We start from the raw sequence: 16,695 nt of genomic DNA, 5'->3' as shown, positions 1-16,695 counted from the left end.
CACAGAAACGGGCGTCATTGCAGGACAAATCGCAGGTACGCGTAGTCCTCCTCGCCATCAAGGCGAAGAGGACTCACGTAAAGGTTTTCGAGCCAGGATCAGTCGGGACGAATGACCTTGCCGGTTGCCAGATCGCGAATCACGCTGGGGTTCTTGCGCCCGCCCAGTTGTCCGCCAAGGATCAGGTCGATCTGCCCACGGAAATACTGCTCGACGCGCAACCGCGTGCGCGCCGCCGGCCGCCCCTGCGGGTTGGCCGAGGTGGAGATCAGCGGCCCGACCATCGAGCACAGATCCCGCACCTGCGGATGATCGCTGACTCGCAGCGCCACCGTGTCATGCACGCCCGTCACCCACTCCGGCAGCAGGTTTTGATGCGGCACCAGCCAGGTGTTCGGCCCCGGCCAGGTACTGGCCATGCGGTCGAGCCACTCTTGCGGGAAGTCTTCGAACAGGAAGTCGAACTGGCGAATGTTGTCGGCGACCAGGATCAGGCCCTTGTCCACCGAACGGTTCTTGATCGCCAGCAGACGATCCACTGCCTCTTCGTTCCACGGGTCGCAACCCAGCCCCCAGACGGCTTCGGTTGGATAGGCAATCACCGCCCCGGCGCGAATCTCTCGTGCGGCTTGCTGCACACGCCAACTGTTAACCATGAAAAAACTCTCCGCAAACAGGTTTTGCGCAGTTTACCGATCTTCCCTGTAAAACCTAGCGTGTCCTGGCCTGCCAGCGACCGTTTTCACACACTGCCCGGCCTTCCATTTCCAGCTCGGTGAGTGCCGCGAGAACTTTGGGCAACGCCCAGCCGCTGCTGTCGACCAACGCTTCGCTGGTGTGCGGCGCCGCGTGCAGCAGGCGCAGCAAGGGGTGCCCGGCATCCGGCGTCTCTGTGGATAACGGCACATGCTGCCAGCCGCGCAGGGCTTCGAGGATGTGTTCGATGGTTTCGACCAGCACCGCACCGTCGCGGATCAACTGGTGACAGCCGCGTGCGCCAGGGTGATGGATCGAGCCCGGAATCGCGTACACCTCGCGGCCCTGCTCTGCCGCCAGCCTGGCAGTGATCAGCGAACCGCTGGCAACACTCGCTTCGACCACCAGCACACCGAGGGACAAACCGCTGATGATCCGGTTGCGTCTGGGGAAGTTGCTCGCCGTCGGACCAGCGTCCAGTGGAAACTCCGAAAGCACCGCGCTACCCGAGGCAATCATCGCTTCGGCCAGTCGGCGATTGCGCTGTGGATAAAACTTTTCCAGGCCGGTGCCGAGCACGCCGACGGTTTGCCCGCCGACGTCCAGCGCCGCCTGATGGGCAGCTGCATCGATGCCCAGCGCCAAGCCACTGGTGATGACAAAACCGGCCCCGGCGAGGCTGCGGGAAAATGCTGCAGCGGTGTCCATTCCCGGGCGTGAAGCACTGCGACTGCCGACCATCGCCAGTTGCGGTTTTTCCAGAATCAGCGGGTCGCCCGCAACAAACAACAGCGGTGGCGGGTCAGGGATCTGCGCCAGCAGCGCCGGATAATCCGCCTGGTCCAACAGCAATAGGTGCTGGCCGGGCCGCTCTAGCCAGCGCAATGCATGGCTCGCGCCGTCGCGCACTTCGGGGCTGCGCCGGGCCTCGGCTGACGCAGCCGGCAACCCCAGCGCACGCCAGGCACTGGCCGGCGCGCTCAGGGCTTTTGAAGCCGAGCCGAAGGCTTCAAGCAGTTTGGCAAAGCGTTTCGGACCGATTTCCGGCAAGCGGTGCAGGCGCAAACGCGCTTCCAGTTCCGCAGGGGAAACCGGCGTACAGGCAGACAGCATCGTGGATCATCCTTGATCGTTATTAGTCCCGAACCATTCGGAACAAGCTGTGGATAACTCTGTTGGTAACTTGTGAAGCCAGCTAAGGATTTCGTACCTTGTCGAGCACCGCCAGCGAGCGCGATGCGTTGAGTACCAGGCCATAACTGATTTTTTCGTAGGTGCGGAACACCATCAGCAGACCGGCGCGTTCGTCGGGGATTTTCAACGGCTGGCCGGTTACCCGGTCACGTACGGTTTCCCCGGTTTTCATCACTGCCAGAACGTTGCCTTCGACCAGGCCGTCGCGCTGGCCCTTGTTCAGGGTGACCACGTCCATCACGCCGATCTGCGTGACGCCGCGCGGCACGTCGATGATCACGCCGTTGATGTTGGTGCTCGGGGCGCTGGGCATGAAGGTCGAATTGATCGAGCGCTCTTCGCCGCTGAACAAACGGTCGCCGAGGCGCACTTCCTGCGTGGTGCGTTGCAGGGCGAGGGTGGCGACATCGCCTTCGGTGGCAACGATTTCGCCGCCGCCAACGTCATCGGCATTGATCCCCAGGAACTCCTTGGTCTGCGGGTCGGTGTAGACCTTGCCCTGGCGGAAGATGCCGTACACCGGCTGACTGGGGTCGAAATGGCCACGGGCATAAATCCGGTCACCGGTGCCGGAAAGCACCCGCTCGGCATCGCCGGCGACAATGTACGGCGCCTTGTCGAAGTCCTCGACCTTGTCGACGATGCGGTTGCTCAGCAGAAAGGCGTTGATCGATTTCAGCGGAATGCTCGGGATCGCCTCGGCCACCGGGCTGGTGCGGATGCGTGGCGACAGTTTGATGGTGCCGCGCGACTCGCCGCGATTGACGGTCAGTCGAGGCTGGCCATCGACATAACTCAGCGTCAGCGTGTCGCCGGGATAGATCAGGTTGGGGTTTTCAATTTGCGGGTTGGCCCGCCACAGCTGTGGCCATTGCCAGGGCTCGCGCAGGTATTTGCCGGAAATGTCCCAGAGTGTGTCTCCCGAAACCACCGTGTATTGCTGTGGAAAACCATCCCTGAGTTGCACTTGCCCTTGCGCCACGCCGGCCGAGACCAGAAGCAGCAGGGCGAGTAGTGTTTTCCTCATGCAGCGAATCCCTTTATCATGTGCGTTCGCGTGAACCGTCAGAGCCCCCGTGGCTCGCTACTGCAAATTGCATTAGCTACGCTTCACAACGGTAGCCTGCATCTTCGGACCTGCCAGGCCATCGACCCGACTTTACTCAATACGTGCAGCAATCAGCCTATGGCCATTTTAAACATCCTCGAATTCCCGGACCCGCGTCTGCGTACTATCGCCAAGCCTGTGGCTGTAGTGGACGACGAAGTGCGTCAGTTGGTCGATGACATGTTTGAAACAATGTATGAAGCGCCGGGCATCGGCCTCGCCGCGACCCAGGTCAACGTGCACAAACGTATCGTCGTGATGGACCTTTCCGAAGACCGCACTGAACCCCGGGTGTTCATCAACCCCGAGTTCGAATCGCTGACCGACGAGATGGATCAGTACCAGGAAGGCTGCCTCTCGGTGCCGGGTTTCTACGAAAACGTCGACCGCCCGCAGAAGGTCAAGATCAAGGCGCTGGACCGCGACGGCCAGCCTTACGAACTGATCGCCGAAGGCCTGCTCGCGGTGTGCATCCAGCACGAATGCGACCACCTCAACGGCAAGTTGTTCGTCGATTACCTGTCCACGCTCAAACGCGACCGGATCAAGAAGAAACTGGAAAAGCTGCATCGCCAGAACGCTTGATGCCCTCCTTCAAAGGCTTGCTGCGGCAAGCCTTTTTCTTTTTATGAGACGCCCTTCATGACTGAGCCACTGCGCATCGTTTTTGCCGGTACCCCGGAATTTGCCGCCGAACACCTCAAGGCCCTGCTGAACAGCCCTTACGAGATCGTTGCGGTCTACACCCAACCGGATCGTCCGGCCGGTCGCGGGCAAAAACTGATGCCGAGCCCGGTCAAACAGTTGGCCCTGGAAAATAATATCCAGGTGTTGCAGCCGCCGACCCTGCGCAACGCTGACGCTCAAGCCGAGCTGGCCGCGCTGAAACCGGACTTGATGGTGGTGGTCGCCTACGGCCTGATCCTGCCGCAAGCGGTGCTGGATATTCCGCGTCTGGGCTGCATCAACAGCCACGCCTCCCTGCTGCCACGCTGGCGCGGTGCGGCGCCGATCCAGCGCGCCGTGGAACACGGTGATGCCGAAAGCGGCGTGACCGTGATGCGCATGGAAGCCGGCCTCGACACCGGGCCGATGCTGCTCAAGGTCGTGACCCCGATCAGCGCCGACGACACGGGCGGCACGCTGCACGACCGTCTCGCCGAAATGGGCCCGCCCGCCGTGGTCCAGGCGATTGCCGGCCTGGCCGCCGGAACCCTCGAAGGCGAAGTGCAGAACGACGAACTCGCCACCTACGCCCACAAACTGAACAAGGACGAAGCGCGCCTCGACTGGAGCCGTCCGGCGGTTGAGCTGGAGCGTCTGGTACGCGCCTTCAATCCATGGCCGATTACCCACAGCACCCTCAACGGTGAAGCGCTGAAAGTACTGGCCGCGACCCTGGCTGACGGCAAAGGCGCGCCGGGTGCAATCCTCAGCGCCAGCAAGGACGGCCTGATCGTCGCGTGCGGTGAGCAGGCGTTGTGCCTGACCCGTCTGCAACTGCCCGGCGGCAAGGCGCTGAACTTCAGCGACCTGTTCAACAGCCGTCGCGAGAAATTCGCCGTCGGTACCGTGCTCGGCGCCGTGGTGGACGCGCAATGAACCCGCGTCTGGCTGCCGCCAAGGCACTCGCTGCCGTCCTCAGCGGCAAGGCTTCGTTGAACAGCTCCCTGCCGACGCAACTGGACAAGGTCGAAGACCGTGATCGCGGCTTCACCCAGGATCTGGCGTTCGGCACCGCGCGCTGGCAGCCACGGCTGTCGGCGCTGGCAGAAAGACTTCTGCAGAAGCCGTTCAAGGCTGCCGACGCCGATGTCGAGGCGCTGCTGCTGGTCGGTCTCTATCAACTGCTCTACACCCGCGTGCCGCCGCACGCGGCCATCGGCGAAACCGTCGGTTGCGCCGACAAGCTGAAAAAGCCGTGGGCCAAGGGTCTGCTCAACGCCGTGCTGCGTAATGCCCAGCGCGAAAGCGAGACGATTTTTACCGAACTGGAGCGCGATCCGGTGGTGCGCACCGCCCACCCGCGCTGGCTGCAAAAATCCCTGAAAGCCTTCTGGCCGGAGCAATGGGAAGCGATCTGCGCCGCGAACAACGCGCACCCGCCGATGATCCTGCGGGTCAACCGCCGGCATCACAGCCGCGACGCCTACCTCGGCTTGCTCAGCGACGCCGGCATCGTTGCCACGCCCTGCGTCTATAGCCGCGACGGCATCGTCCTTGAGGCCGCTGCCGATGTGCGCAGCCTGCCGGGGTTTGCCGAAGGCTGGATCAGTGTGCAGGACGAAGCCGCGCAACTGGCCGCCGATCTGCTCGATCTGGCCCCGGGCCAGCGAGTGCTCGACGCCTGCTGCGCCCCCGGCGGCAAGACCTGCCACATCCTTGAAGCCGAACCGGCGCTGGCCGGCGTGGTGGCGGTGGATCTGGAAGCCAAACGTCTGGTGCGGGTGAAGGAGAACCTTGAACGGCTGGGCCTGAGCGCCGAACTGATCGCTGCCGACGGTCGCGATACCGCCGCGTGGTGGGACGGCAAACCGTTCCAGCGCATCCTGCTCGACGCGCCATGCTCGGCCACCGGCGTGATCCGCCGCCATCCGGACATCAAGCTGACCCGTCAGGCCGACGATATCGCCGCCCTCGCGCTGCTGCAAGGCGAGCTCCTCGACGCCCTGTGGAAAACCCTCGAAGTCGGCGGCATCCTGCTCTACGCCACTTGCTCGACCTTGCCCACCGAGAACACCGAAGTCATTGCCGCGTTCCTTGAGCGCACGCCCGGTGCCCGCGAGCTGGATCTGGCCACCACGGCCGGGATCAAACAGCCCCATGGTCGCCAATTGCTGGCCCAGCAGGGCGGGCATGACGGGTTCTACTACGCCAAGCTGATCAAGATCGCTGCCGCGCGCGGCTAAACGGATTCAATGGAGTGACTGGATGAAAATCATCATCCTCGGTGCGGGGCAGGTCGGCGGTTCGCTGGCTGAACACCTGGCGAGCGAAGCCAACGACATCACCGTGGTCGACACCGACGGCGAGCGCCTGCGCGACCTCGGCGACCGCCTCGACATCCGCACCATTCAGGGCCGCGGCTCGCTGCCTTCGGTGCTGCGCCAGGCCGGCGCCGACGATGCCGACATGCTGGTGGCGGTGACCAACAGCGACGAGACCAACATGGTCGCCTGCCAGGTCGCCCACACGCTGTTCCACACCCCGACCAAAATCGCCCGGGTGCGCGAAGCGTCCTACCTCAATCGCGAAGAACAGCTGTTCCAGAACGAAGCGATTCCGGTCGACGTGCTGATCAGCCCCGAGCAGGTGGTGACCAACTACATCAAGCGCCTGATCCAGCATCCAGGCGCGCTGCAAGTGATCGACTTCGCCGAAGGCCAGGCGCAACTGGTGGCGGTGCGCGCCTATTACGGCGGGCCGCTGGTGGGCCAACAGCTGCGCCAGCTGCGCGAACACATGCCGAATGTCGAGACGCGTGTCGCGGCGATTTTCCGTCGCGACCGGCCGATCCTGCCGCAAGGCGACACGGTGATCGAGGCCGATGACGAAGTCTTTTTCATCGCCGCCCGTGAGAATATTCGCGCGGTGATGAGCGAAATGCGCCGCCTCGACGAAACCTACAAGCGCATCGTGATTGCCGGTGGCGGGCAGATCGGCGAGCGTCTGGCCGAGGCCATCGAAAGCCGTTATCAGGTGAAGATCATCGAGATGAACCCGGCACGCTGCCGCTACCTCTCGGATACCCTCGACAGCACCGTGGTGCTGCAGGGCAGCGCGTCGGACCGTGATCTGCTGCTGGAAGAGAACATCGCCGACGCCGACATCTTCCTTGCGCTGACCAACGATGACGAAGCCAACATCATGTCGTCGTTGCTGGCCAAACGCCTGGGCGCGAAGAAGGTGATGACGATCATCAACAACCCGGCGTACGTCGACCTGATCCAGGGCGGCGATATCGACATCGCCATCAGCCCGCAACTGGCGACCATCGGCACCTTGCTGGCCCACGTACGGCGTGGCGATATCGTCAGCGTGCACTCACTGCGCCGGGGCGCGGCGGAAGCCATCGAGGCGATTGCCCACGGTGATGCGAAGTCGAGCAAGGTCATCGGCCGACCGATCGAAAAAATCGGCCTGCCACCGGGCAGCACGATTGGCGCGATCATCCGCAACGAAGAAGTGATCATCGCCCACGACGATACGGTGATCGAAACCGGTGACCATGTGATTCTGTTCCTTGTGGATAAAAAGCATATCCGCGATGTGGAGAAGTTGTTTCATGTGGGTCTCAGCTTCTTCTGATCCGGATTACTGGGTGATCAGACTGGCCCCATCGCGAGCAGGCTCACTCCTACAGGGGAACGCATTCCAAATGTGGGAGCGGGCTTGCTCGCGAAAGCGGTGTAACTGACACCGATCAACACCTGACACTCCACAGAAAAGGACTCTGCCCATGCTCGAATCCCTGGAAAAAATGCTCGCCAAGGGTGTGGATAACTCACTGCTGCGCTTCGGCCTCGGCAAGGGTTATCTGGATTTGGGGGAGAACGCCAAAGCCGCCGAACATTTCCAGCGCTGTGTCGGTTTCGACCCGAAATACTCGGCGGCGTGGAAGCTATTGGGCAAGGCGCAACTCGCACTCGGCGATCACGCCGCCGCAAGGCAGGCATGGGAACAAGGTCTGGACGCCGCCCGCGCCCATGGCGACAAGCAGGCCGAGAAGGAGATGGCGGTGTTTCTGAAGAAGCTCGACCGTCAGGCGCAATAAGCTAGAGATAGCGCAGGCCGATGCCCTCGGCATCCACCGTCACCACTTCCATTCGCACCCGTGGCGCGCCGGTGGGCAAGCCCTGCACTTGCCCGTAAACCACAGCGCCCTTGGGCAGCGAAGCCAGGCGCGGATGCTGGACGTAGACCCCCGTAGTGGACAGATTGCGCGTCTGCCCGAGGCATTCGCCGAAGCTGTCGTGGGTGATCTTGATGCGGAAAGATTTGCAGTGTTCGGACATCTTTATGCGCCCTTGAATGAACGAGGCTGTGGATAAGCCGCAGAAGCAGGATCAACTGATCGCCGCCTGCGGCAGCTTCTACAGGTTATCCACAGAGTGTGCCAACTTGCTCAGTACCAGCGCGCTTCGCCCGGCGGCCGCTTTTTGAAACGCTTCATGCTCCACATGTACTGGCTCGGATATGCCGCGACATAGCGCTCGACCACCTTGCTCATGGCCGCGCAGGATTCCTCGGTATCGGTGCTGTACATGGCTTCTGGCGCCGCTTCGAGGATCACTTTGTAGCCGGAACCGTCCGGCAGACGCAGGGCATGCAGGAACACGCCGACCGCTTTGCCGCCGGCGAGCATGTTCGGCACGAATTTGCTGGTCAGCGCCTGGGTGGCGAAGAACGGCACGAAGATCCCGGCGGATTCGGCCGGTTCCGGGTCAGCCGGAATGCCCACTGCACCACCTTTGCGCACTTCCTTGATGACGCTGAGGATGCCTTCCTTGGTGGAAGCGGCGACTTTGTTGCCCAGTTGCACGCGTTGTTTGCGCAGCAGCTCATCCACCGCTTTGAGCTTCGGCGGACGGTAGAAAATGATCGGTTTGCACTGGCTGCAATAGAAGTGGTTGAGCACTTCCCAGTTGCCCAGGTGGCTGGTGATGCCGACCACGCCTTTGCCCGAGGCCAGCGCCTCCTTGAGGATGTCGAGGCCTTCGACTTCACGCACCAGATCGATGGAGCGCTGGGCCGGCCAGATCCAGGCGCAGGCGCTTTCGGTCAGGGACTTGCCGATGTCTTTGAGGCTCTGGCCGACCAGGCGCTCGCGCTCGGCCGGGTCCATCTGTGGAAAACATTTGGAAAGGTTGATCCGCACCACGTCGCGGGAGCGGTTGGGGGTTTTCCACATGATCCAGCCGATCGCCGAACCCACGGCCTGCACGGCCCGCCATGGCAGCAGGGCAAACAGCCGCAGAGCGCCTACCAGCAAGGCGCCTTTAAACTTTTCCACAGGTCACTCCTGATTTTGTGCTGTGCGCGAGGCGGCCATTCTAACCGCCGTTGACCAGCTGCGCGTAGCGGTCGCAGTCCTGAGTGTGATCCATGACCATGCCCGAGGCCTGCATCAGCGCATAGCAAATGGTCGGGCCGACGAAGGTGAATCCGGCCTTTTTCAGGGCTTTGCTCATCGCCACGGCTTCGGGGGTGATGGCCGGGACTTCGCTGCGATCCTTGAAATGATTGATGACCGGTTTGTCACCGACAAACGACCAGAGGAAGGCCACCGGATCTTCCAGCGCCAGCCAGGCCTGGGCGTTGCGCCGGGCGGCATTGAGTTTGAGGCGGTTGCGGATGATCCCCGGATCAAGCATCAACTCAGCGATTTCGGCGTCGCTCATCTGCGCCACGCGCTGCACGTCGAAGCCGTACAACACCTCGCGGTAGCGCTCGCGTTTGCGCAGCACAGTGATCCAGGAAAGGCCGGCCTGGAACCCTTCGAGTAAAAGCAACTCGAACAAACCCTGCGCATCGCGTAGCGGCGTGCCCCACTCCTGATCGTGATAAGCCATGTACAGCGGATCTTCGGTACACCAAAAGCAGCGTGGCATAAGGCTCCAGGGGGTGGAGGTGCGACTGAATCGGGTATACTCCCGCTCTTTAAATCGCAGCCCAAGAAACAGGTGAATTTCGTGAGCCAGCCTACGCCAGCCGTGCGTACCTTCCAAGACTTGATCCTCGCGCTCCAGCAATACTGGGCCGAGCAAGGTTGTGTGGTACTTCAGCCCTACGATATGGAAGTAGGCGCCGGCACTTTCCACACCGCGACCTTCCTGCGCGCCATCGGCCCGGAAACCTGGAACGCCGCGTACGTGCAGCCAAGCCGCCGTCCGACTGACGGCCGCTACGGGGAAAACCCGAACCGTCTGCAGCACTACTACCAGTTCCAGGTCGTCCTGAAGCCGAACCCGGACAACTTCCAGGAACTGTACCTGGGCTCGCTCAAGCATGTCGGCCTGGACCCGTTGGTCCACGACATCCGCTTCGTCGAAGACAACTGGGAATCGCCGACCCTCGGCGCCTGGGGTCTGGGCTGGGAAGTCTGGCTCAACGGCATGGAAGTGACCCAGTTCACTTACTTCCAGCAGGCCGGCGGCATCGAATGCTACCCGGTGACCGGCGAGATCACTTACGGTCTTGAGCGTCTGGCCATGTACCTGCAGGGCGTGGATTCGGTCTACGACCTGGTCTGGGCCGACGGTCCGTTCGGCAAGGTGACCTACGGCGACGTGTTCCACCAGAACGAAGTGGAACAGTCCACCTACAACTTCGAACACGCCAACGTCGACAAACTGTTCGAACTGTTCGACTTCTATGAAAGCGAAGCCAAGCGCCTGATCGAACTCGACCAGCCGCTGCCGTTGCCGAGCTACGAAATGGTCCTGAAGGCCTCGCACACCTTCAACCTGCTGGACGCACGCCGGGCAATCTCGGTGACCGCGCGTCAGCAATACATCCTGCGCGTACGCACCCTGGCGCGTTCCGTTGCGCAAGCCTACCTGCTGGCCCGCGCCAAGCTCGGCTTCCCGATGGCGACCCCGGACCTGCGTGACGAAGTACTGGCCAAGCTGGAGGCTGCACAATGAGTGCTCAAGATTTTCTGGTTGAACTGGGCACCGAAGAACTGCCACCCAAAGCCCTGAACACCCTGGCTGAAGCGTTCCTCGCCGGTATCGACAAGGGCCTGCAAGCTGCCGGCCTGAGCTACGAAAGCAAAACCGTCTACGCCGCACCGCGTCGTCTGGCCGTGCTGATCACGGCGCTGGCCACCCAGCAACCGGATCGCAGCATCAACCTCGACGGCCCGCCGCGTCAGGCGGCGTTCGACGCTGAAGGCAACCCGACTCAGGCAGCCCTGGGCTTTGCCAAGAAGTGCGGCGTCGAGCTGAGCGAAATCGACCAGAGCGGTCCGAAACTGCGCTACAGCCAGAACATCGCCGGCAAGCCGACCGCGAGCCTGCTGCCGACCATCGTCGAAGATTCGCTGAACGACCTGCCGATCCCGAAACGCATGCGTTGGGGTGCGCGCAAGGAAGAGTTCGTGCGTCCGACCCAGTGGCTGGTGATGCTGCTCGGTGACCAGGTCATCGACTGCACCATCCTCGCGCAAAAGGCTGGCCGCGACTCCCGTGGTCACCGTTTCCATCACCCGGAAAGCGTGCGCATCGGTTCGCCGTCGAGCTATCTGGCCGACCTGCGTGCCGCTTATGTCCTGGCCGATGCCAACGAGCGTCGCGAGATCATCAGCAAGCGCACCGAAGAACTGGCAACCCGTCAGGAAGGCACCGCGATCGTGCCACCGGCGCTGCTCGATGAAGTGACCGCGCTAGTCGAATGGCCGGTGCCGCTGGTGTGCTCGTTCGAGGAACGCTTCCTCGACGTGCCGCAGGAAGCACTGATCACCACCATGCAGGACAACCAGAAGTATTTCTGCCTGCTGGATGCCGACGGCAAGTTGCTGCCACGGTTCATCACCGTCGCCAACATCGAAAGCAAGGATCCGCAGCAGATCATCGCCGGTAACGAGAAAGTGGTTCGCCCACGCCTGACCGACGCCGAGTTCTTCTTCAAGCAAGACAAGAAGCAGAAACTCGAAGACTTCAACCTGCGCCTGCAGAACGTGGTGTTCCAGGAAAAACTCGGCAGCGTCTACGACAAGGCCGAGCGCGTGTCGAAACTGGCGGCGTACATCGCCGCACGTATCGGCGGCAACGCTTCGTGGGCGGCCCGTGCCGGCTTGCTGTCGAAGTGCGACCTGGCCACCGAAATGGTCGGCGAGTTCCCGGAGATGCAAGGTGTCGCCGGTTACTACTACGCGCTCAATGACGGCGAGCCGGAAGACGTCGCGCTGGCGCTGAACGAGCAGTACATGCCACGCGGTGCCGGTGCTGAACTGCCGGCGACCCTGACCGGTGCGGCCGTCGCAATCGCCGACAAGCTCGACACTCTGGTCGGCATCTTCGGTATCGGCATGCTGCCAACCGGCAGCAAAGACCCGTATGCCCTGCGCCGTGCGGCACTCGGCGTGCTGCGTATCCTGATCGAGAAACAGCTGGATCTGGACCTGAACGACGCCGTGGCCTTCGCCGTGAATGCGTTCGGTGCCAAGGTCAAGGCTGCCGGCCTGGCCGACTCGGTACAGGAATTCATCTTCGACCGTCTGCGCGCGCGTTACGAAGACGAAGGCGTCGATGTCGCCACCTACCTGTCGGTACGTGCGCTGAAGCCGGGTTCGGCGCTGGACTTCGACCAGCGTGTGCAAGCGGTTCAGGCCTTCCGCAAACTGCCGGAAGCGGCAGCGCTGGCGGCAGTGAACAAGCGTGTATCGAACCTGTTGAGCAAGGTTGAAGGCTCGGTGCCGACCGTGGTCGAAGCCAAATACTTCGACAACGCCAACGAGTTCTCGCTGTACTCGGCGATCCAGCAAGCGGATCAGGCGGTGCAGCCAATGGCCGCAGCGCGTCAGTACAACGAATCGCTGGCACGTCTGGCTGCATTGCGTGAGCCGGTAGACGCGTTCTTCGACGCCGTCATGGTCAATGCCGAAGACGCCAAGGTCCGGGCCAACCGCTACGCGCTGCTGGCGCGCCTGCGTGGTCTGTTCCTCGGGGTTGCCGACATTTCGCTGCTGGGTTGAGGGACTGCTGTTGAAACTGCTGATTCTCGATCGGGACGGAGTGATCAATTACGACTCCGACGCTTATATCAAGTCGGTGGAGGAGTGGATTCCTTTGCCCGGCTCGATCGCAGCGATTGCGCAGTTGAGCAAGGCCGGCTGGACGGTGGCGGTGGCCACCAACCAGTCGGGCATTGCTCGCGGCTATTACGACCTCGCCACCCTCGATGCCATGCACGCGCGCCTGCGCGAGCTGGTGGCGGAGCAGGGCGGTGAAGTCGGGCTGATCGTGTACTGCCCGCATGGCCCGGATGAGGGTTGCGATTGCCGCAAACCGAAACCGGGGATGTTGAAAACCATCGCCGAGCATTACAACGTGGCGCTGACGAATGTCTGGTTCGTCGGCGACAGCCTTGGTGACCTGGAGGCCGCCAAAGCCGTCGATTCACAGCCCGTTTTGGTAAAGACCGGGAAAGGCGAAAAAACTCTGGGCAAGACCCTTCCGGTCGGCACCCTGATTTTTGACGATCTGGCGGCGATTGCCGCAGAACTTATCCACAACTAGAGTGCTTCTGAAGTTCCTGACCAGGGATTGATCGGGAGTGCGCTTGAACAGTCGGGCATCGCCCGTAACGGTAAACGTCGCCATGTCGATACTGCAGGCCATCAGAATCTTCCTCTTTTACCTGCTGCTGGGCACCACTGCCTTGCTGTGGTGCAGCCTGAGCTTTTTTATCGCGCCCTTTCTGCCGTTCAAGGCGCGCTATCGTTTCATCAACGTGTACTGGTGCCGTTGCGCCTTGTGGTTGACCAAGGTGTTTCTCGGCATTCGTTACGAGATCAAAGGCGCGGAAAACGTGCCGGACCGGCCCTGCGTGATTCAGTCGAACCACCAGAGCACTTGGGAGACGTTCTTTCTCTCCGCTTATTTCTCGCCCTTGAGCCAGGTGCTCAAGCGTGAATTGCTGTACGTGCCGTTCTTCGGCTGGGCCATGGCCATGCTGCGGCCGATCGCGATTGACCGCGACAACCCGAAAGCGGCGCTCAAGCAAGTGGCCGCCAAAGGCGATGAACTGCTCAAGGATAACGTCTGGGTATTGATCTTCCCTGAAGGCACCCGCGTTCCTTACGGCACCGTCGGCAAATTCTCCCGCAGTGGCAGCGCGTTGGCAGTGAATGCGGCGCTTCCGGTACTGCCGATTGCACACAATGCCGGCAAATTCTGGCCGAAAATCGGCTGGGGCAAACAGTCGGGCGTGATCACCGTGGTCATCGGCGAGCCGATGTATGCCGAAGGCACTGGCCCGCGCGCCATCGCCGATCTGAACGACCGGGTACAAGCCTGGAACGAACGGACTCAGCGCGAAATGGGTTCGCTTCCGCCGGCACCGCAGGCGCCTGCAGCCAGTGATCAGATGGCTGTCTGAGATTTTGTGGATAACCTGTGTACGGTTTTGCTGAAAAGGCCTGAATCTTTAATTTAAGTGACTGATTTACTTATATATTTCTCAAGCTCATAAAGCACCGTAAAAGGTGCATAAGTTTTTTTCGGAAGTAAAAAAACCGGCTGATATAGCCGGTTTTTTTGTGCCTGTTCACTCCGCGATCAGCGGTAACTGCAGCCGGAACGTGGTGCCTTGATCGACGATGCTGTGGCACTCGATGCTGCCGCCATGATGATCGACCACTGCCTTGACCATCGACAGCCCCAAACCCACGCCATCGATACCTTGCGCCGATGAAAAGCGTCGGTACTGCATGAACAGATCCGGCAATTCCTCGGCGGCGATGCCTTTGCCCTGATCGCTGAGTTCACAGCGCAACCAGTCGCCCTGACAACTGACACTCAACTCGATCGTTGTGTCGGCCGGGCTGTACTTGATCGCGTTTTCCAACAGGTTGAACAAGGCGCGGGTCAGCAGGCCTTGATCAGCGTTGATCAGACGCTCCTGGGATTGTTCGTCCATCGTGTGCAGCAGTTTGATGCTTTTCTGCTGGGCGATGGGCAACGCCTGATCCAGCACGTCCAGCACCAGCATCGCGAACAGGCTGGGCTGAAACTGGTAAGCCTCGGATTCCGCCCGCGCCAGCAACACGAAGCCATCGGTCAATTCCAGCGCGCGGCGGACCTGGCGCTCGATCTGCTCGAACAGCGGTGAATCCGCTCCGGCCTGATGGCGATGCACATCGAGCAGAGCAAGGATCGCCGAATGCGGGGCGCGCAGGTCGTGGGACAGAAAACGCAGCAGTACGCCGCGCTGTTCTTCAGCGGCGCGTTCGGCACTCAGGTCGGTGAGGCTCAGCAGCCAGCCAATGGGAGTATCGCCGTCCACCGGCAGCAATGCCGCCCGCTCCAGCCGCAGGCTGCGTTCCTTGTGATCGCGAAACTCCAACAGTGCCAGGGTGGACAATGCCGGGCGCGGTTCTGTGGACAACTCCGGGTAACCGAGACGGGCCAGTTGCTCGAGAACGTCGCCACCCACCAGCGGGTGATCGAACAATACCCGAGCCTTGCGATTACCCAAGAGGATCTGCCCCTTGGGATCGCTGATCAGCGTCGCCACCGGCAGGTACTCCAGACCGTCGGCAATGAAGCGCCGGGTATCGCGGGTGCGGCTCATGGCTTGCTCCAGCGCCATGATCTGGCCCTGCAACTGGTCGGCGCTGGTGAATTGCGCGCGGCGCCGTTCCGGAAATACTTTCGGCTCGCGGTCCAGCCGCGCCAGCTCCCAGCCAAAGTACGTCAGCACCACGCTCAGACGCCGCCAGTTCCAGATCAGGTAACCGAACAACATGCCGAGCGCCGATGGGGTCGGTGACCACCAGTGCCGGACTTCCGCCAGGCCGACGCTGGCCAGCAACACGCACGCCACCCCGCCCAATGTTACCCAGATCGCCCAGCGCGGGCGCCACAGCAGCAAGCCGAGGACACACGCCACCAGCCCCACCGAGAGCAATGCGCTCAGGCCTGGCGACGTGTCGTGCAGATTGATCTGGGCGCGATACGACAACAAGGCAGTCAGCGGCAACAACACTAGACTTATCCACAACCACTCACGGACCAGCCGCCGAAACAGGCGTTGGACCTGACTCGGCTCGCGGCTTTCACGCCGACGCGGGCTATTCATGACAAACAGGGCAGGTGACAGTGAATGGTTTCATGGGTCACAGGTCTGAGGAGGTAGATCCGAAGAATCATAGCGGACGACGACCGATGGTGGATTGCTTACTTTCACCGCACAGGCCTAGCCGTTATGGTGGCCGGCCACTGCCCAAGCAACAAGGAGCCCACGCGTATGCGCGTTGCGATACTGGACGATGAACCCGCCGAACTGCGTCGGGTCGAGCAAACCCTGCAGCAGATGGCTGCGGCGGGAGACCAGCCCTGGTCGCTGCACAGCTTTGAGCGAGGCGAGGACCTGCTGCGCCAGTTGCGCCGGGACACCTTCGACCTGCTGATCCTCGACTGGCAACTGCCCGACCTGACGGGCCTGGCGCTGCTGCGCTGGACCCGTCAGCACATGGAGTCGCCACCCGCCGCGATCATGCTGACCAGCCGCGACGGCGAAAGCGATATCGTCCAGGCGCTGAACGCCGGTGCCGACGATTACGTGAGCAAACCGTTCCGTCCCAACGAGTTGAAAGCCCGAGTCGCCGCCGTACTGCGCCGGCATAGTCAGCAACGCAGTACCGCTGCCGAAGTCCTGACCTTCAATGACCTGACATTCGACGATGCCGAACTGAGCGTCACCCGCGAGGGCAAGGCAGTCATCATGACCGAGCGTGAATACCGCCTGGCGCGCTGCCTGTTCAGTAACCTGGGTCGGCCGTTGTCGCGCGAGTACCTATACGAACGCTTCTGGCCTCATGAAGAAGTGGCGTCGTCACGGCCACTGGATACGCACATCTATCGCCTGCGCAACAAACTGGGGCTGACGGCGGATCGGGGTTGGCAGTTGCTGACCATTTATGGGTATGGCTATCGATTGGAAAGCGTAACGCCAGCTCAGGAATAAAGACC

17 protein-coding genes are annotated in these 16,695 nt (G+C 61.8%); 10 read left to right on the top strand and 7 right to left on the bottom strand.

Going from position 1 to position 16,695, the window contains the following annotated elements:
- Positions 1-98: 98 nt before the first annotated feature.
- The 3 genes from tsaC to AC27VU_RS02805 all read right to left on the bottom strand — a co-directional run bounded on the left by tsaC (position 99) and on the right by AC27VU_RS02805 (position 2,917).
- Positions 99-656, bottom strand: a complete 558-nt coding sequence (tsaC, locus tag AC27VU_RS02815; RefSeq protein WP_003220243.1) for an L-threonylcarbamoyladenylate synthase type 1 TsaC — start codon at positions 654-656, stop codon at positions 99-101.
- A 55-nt stretch (positions 657-711) separates the two neighbouring features.
- The gene (gene dprA / locus AC27VU_RS02810) at positions 712-1,809 is read right to left on the bottom strand and encodes a DNA-processing protein DprA (RefSeq protein WP_488723355.1); all 1,098 of its coding nucleotides are present in this window, start codon (positions 1,807-1,809) and stop codon (positions 712-714) included.
- An 82-nt stretch (positions 1,810-1,891) separates the two neighbouring features.
- The gene (locus AC27VU_RS02805; RefSeq protein ID WP_003220240.1) at positions 1,892-2,917 is read right to left on the bottom strand and encodes a LysM peptidoglycan-binding domain-containing protein; all 1,026 of its coding nucleotides are present in this window, start codon (positions 2,915-2,917) and stop codon (positions 1,892-1,894) included.
- Positions 2,918-3,076: 159 nt separating this feature from the next.
- Here AC27VU_RS02805 and def point away from each other — a divergent pair, with 159 nt between their 5' ends.
- The 5 genes from def (at position 3,077) to AC27VU_RS02780 (ending at position 7,772) form a co-directional block, all read left to right on the top strand.
- A complete protein-coding gene (gene def / locus AC27VU_RS02800; protein ID WP_027610272.1) occupies positions 3,077-3,583 on the top strand; it encodes a peptide deformylase in 507 nt (168 codons plus the stop codon).
- Positions 3,584-3,640: 57 nt separating this feature from the next.
- Positions 3,641-4,600, top strand: a complete 960-nt coding sequence (gene fmt, locus AC27VU_RS02795) for a methionyl-tRNA formyltransferase (RefSeq protein WP_003220236.1) — start codon at positions 3,641-3,643, stop codon at positions 4,598-4,600.
- Positions 4,597-5,907 (top strand): 16S rRNA (cytosine(967)-C(5))-methyltransferase RsmB, encoded by a 1,311-nt coding sequence (gene rsmB / locus AC27VU_RS02790; RefSeq protein ID WP_488723354.1) that lies wholly within the window; start codon positions 4,597-4,599, stop codon positions 5,905-5,907. The genes fmt and rsmB overlap by 4 nt, the downstream gene beginning before the upstream one ends.
- A 22-nt stretch (positions 5,908-5,929) precedes the next feature.
- Positions 5,930-7,306: a Trk system potassium transporter TrkA gene (gene trkA / locus AC27VU_RS02785; protein WP_003220233.1), complete on the top strand. Its 1,377-nt coding sequence runs from the start codon at positions 5,930-5,932 to the stop codon at positions 7,304-7,306.
- Between the two features lie 151 nt (positions 7,307-7,457).
- Positions 7,458-7,772: a tetratricopeptide repeat protein gene (locus AC27VU_RS02780; RefSeq protein WP_488723353.1), complete on the top strand. Its 315-nt coding sequence runs from the start codon at positions 7,458-7,460 to the stop codon at positions 7,770-7,772.
- A 1-nt stretch (position 7,773) separates the two neighbouring features.
- On the opposite strand, the gene AC27VU_RS02775 is transcribed toward AC27VU_RS02780, so the two are convergent.
- The 3 genes from AC27VU_RS02775 to AC27VU_RS02765 all read right to left on the bottom strand — a co-directional run bounded on the left by AC27VU_RS02775 (position 7,774) and on the right by AC27VU_RS02765 (position 9,609).
- Positions 7,774-8,013: a PilZ domain-containing protein gene (locus tag AC27VU_RS02775; protein WP_003220229.1), complete on the bottom strand. Its 240-nt coding sequence runs from the start codon at positions 8,011-8,013 to the stop codon at positions 7,774-7,776.
- A 110-nt stretch (positions 8,014-8,123) separates the two neighbouring features.
- On the bottom strand, positions 8,124-9,011 hold the full coding sequence (locus tag AC27VU_RS02770) for a lysophospholipid acyltransferase (RefSeq protein WP_041073613.1): 888 nt from the start codon (positions 9,009-9,011) through the stop codon (positions 8,124-8,126).
- A gap of 40 nt (positions 9,012-9,051) precedes the next feature.
- Positions 9,052-9,609 carry a DNA-3-methyladenine glycosylase I gene (locus AC27VU_RS02765; protein WP_003220226.1) on the bottom strand — a complete coding sequence of 186 codons (558 nt, stop codon included), beginning with the start codon at positions 9,607-9,609 and terminating at the stop codon, positions 9,052-9,054.
- Positions 9,610-9,690: 81 nt separating this feature from the next.
- On the opposite strand from AC27VU_RS02765, the gene glyQ reads away from it, so the two are divergent.
- The 4 genes from glyQ to AC27VU_RS02745 all read left to right on the top strand — a co-directional run bounded on the left by glyQ (position 9,691) and on the right by AC27VU_RS02745 (position 14,101).
- Positions 9,691-10,644, top strand: coding sequence for a glycine--tRNA ligase subunit alpha (gene glyQ / locus AC27VU_RS02760; protein WP_003187265.1), 954 nt, complete (start codon positions 9,691-9,693; stop codon positions 10,642-10,644).
- Positions 10,641-12,695: a glycine--tRNA ligase subunit beta gene (gene glyS / locus AC27VU_RS02755; protein ID WP_262142530.1), complete on the top strand. Its 2,055-nt coding sequence runs from the start codon at positions 10,641-10,643 to the stop codon at positions 12,693-12,695. The genes glyQ and glyS overlap by 4 nt, the downstream gene beginning before the upstream one ends.
- 4 nt (positions 12,696-12,699) lie before the next feature.
- Complete coding sequence (gene gmhB, locus AC27VU_RS02750; protein ID WP_177434763.1) at positions 12,700-13,239, top strand: D-glycero-beta-D-manno-heptose 1,7-bisphosphate 7-phosphatase; 540 nt, start codon at positions 12,700-12,702, stop codon at positions 13,237-13,239.
- An 82-nt stretch (positions 13,240-13,321) separates the two neighbouring features.
- Positions 13,322-14,101, top strand: a complete 780-nt coding sequence (locus tag AC27VU_RS02745) for a lysophospholipid acyltransferase family protein (RefSeq protein ID WP_400499373.1) — start codon at positions 13,322-13,324, stop codon at positions 14,099-14,101.
- A 168-nt stretch (positions 14,102-14,269) separates the two neighbouring features.
- Here the strand turns inward: AC27VU_RS02745 and AC27VU_RS02740 are convergent, their stop codons facing one another.
- On the bottom strand, positions 14,270-15,802 hold the full coding sequence (locus AC27VU_RS02740) for a sensor histidine kinase (protein WP_400499372.1): 1,533 nt from the start codon (positions 15,800-15,802) through the stop codon (positions 14,270-14,272).
- Between the two features lie 168 nt (positions 15,803-15,970).
- On the opposite strand from AC27VU_RS02740, the gene AC27VU_RS02735 reads away from it, so the two are divergent.
- Positions 15,971-16,690, top strand: a complete 720-nt coding sequence (locus AC27VU_RS02735) for a response regulator transcription factor (protein WP_488723352.1) — start codon at positions 15,971-15,973, stop codon at positions 16,688-16,690.
- The last annotated feature ends 5 nt before the right edge of the window (positions 16,691-16,695 follow it).

This window comes from Pseudomonas sp. 14P5.3.2, assembly GCF_057799175.1.
This window is presented reverse-complemented; position numbering and strand designations above follow the sequence as displayed.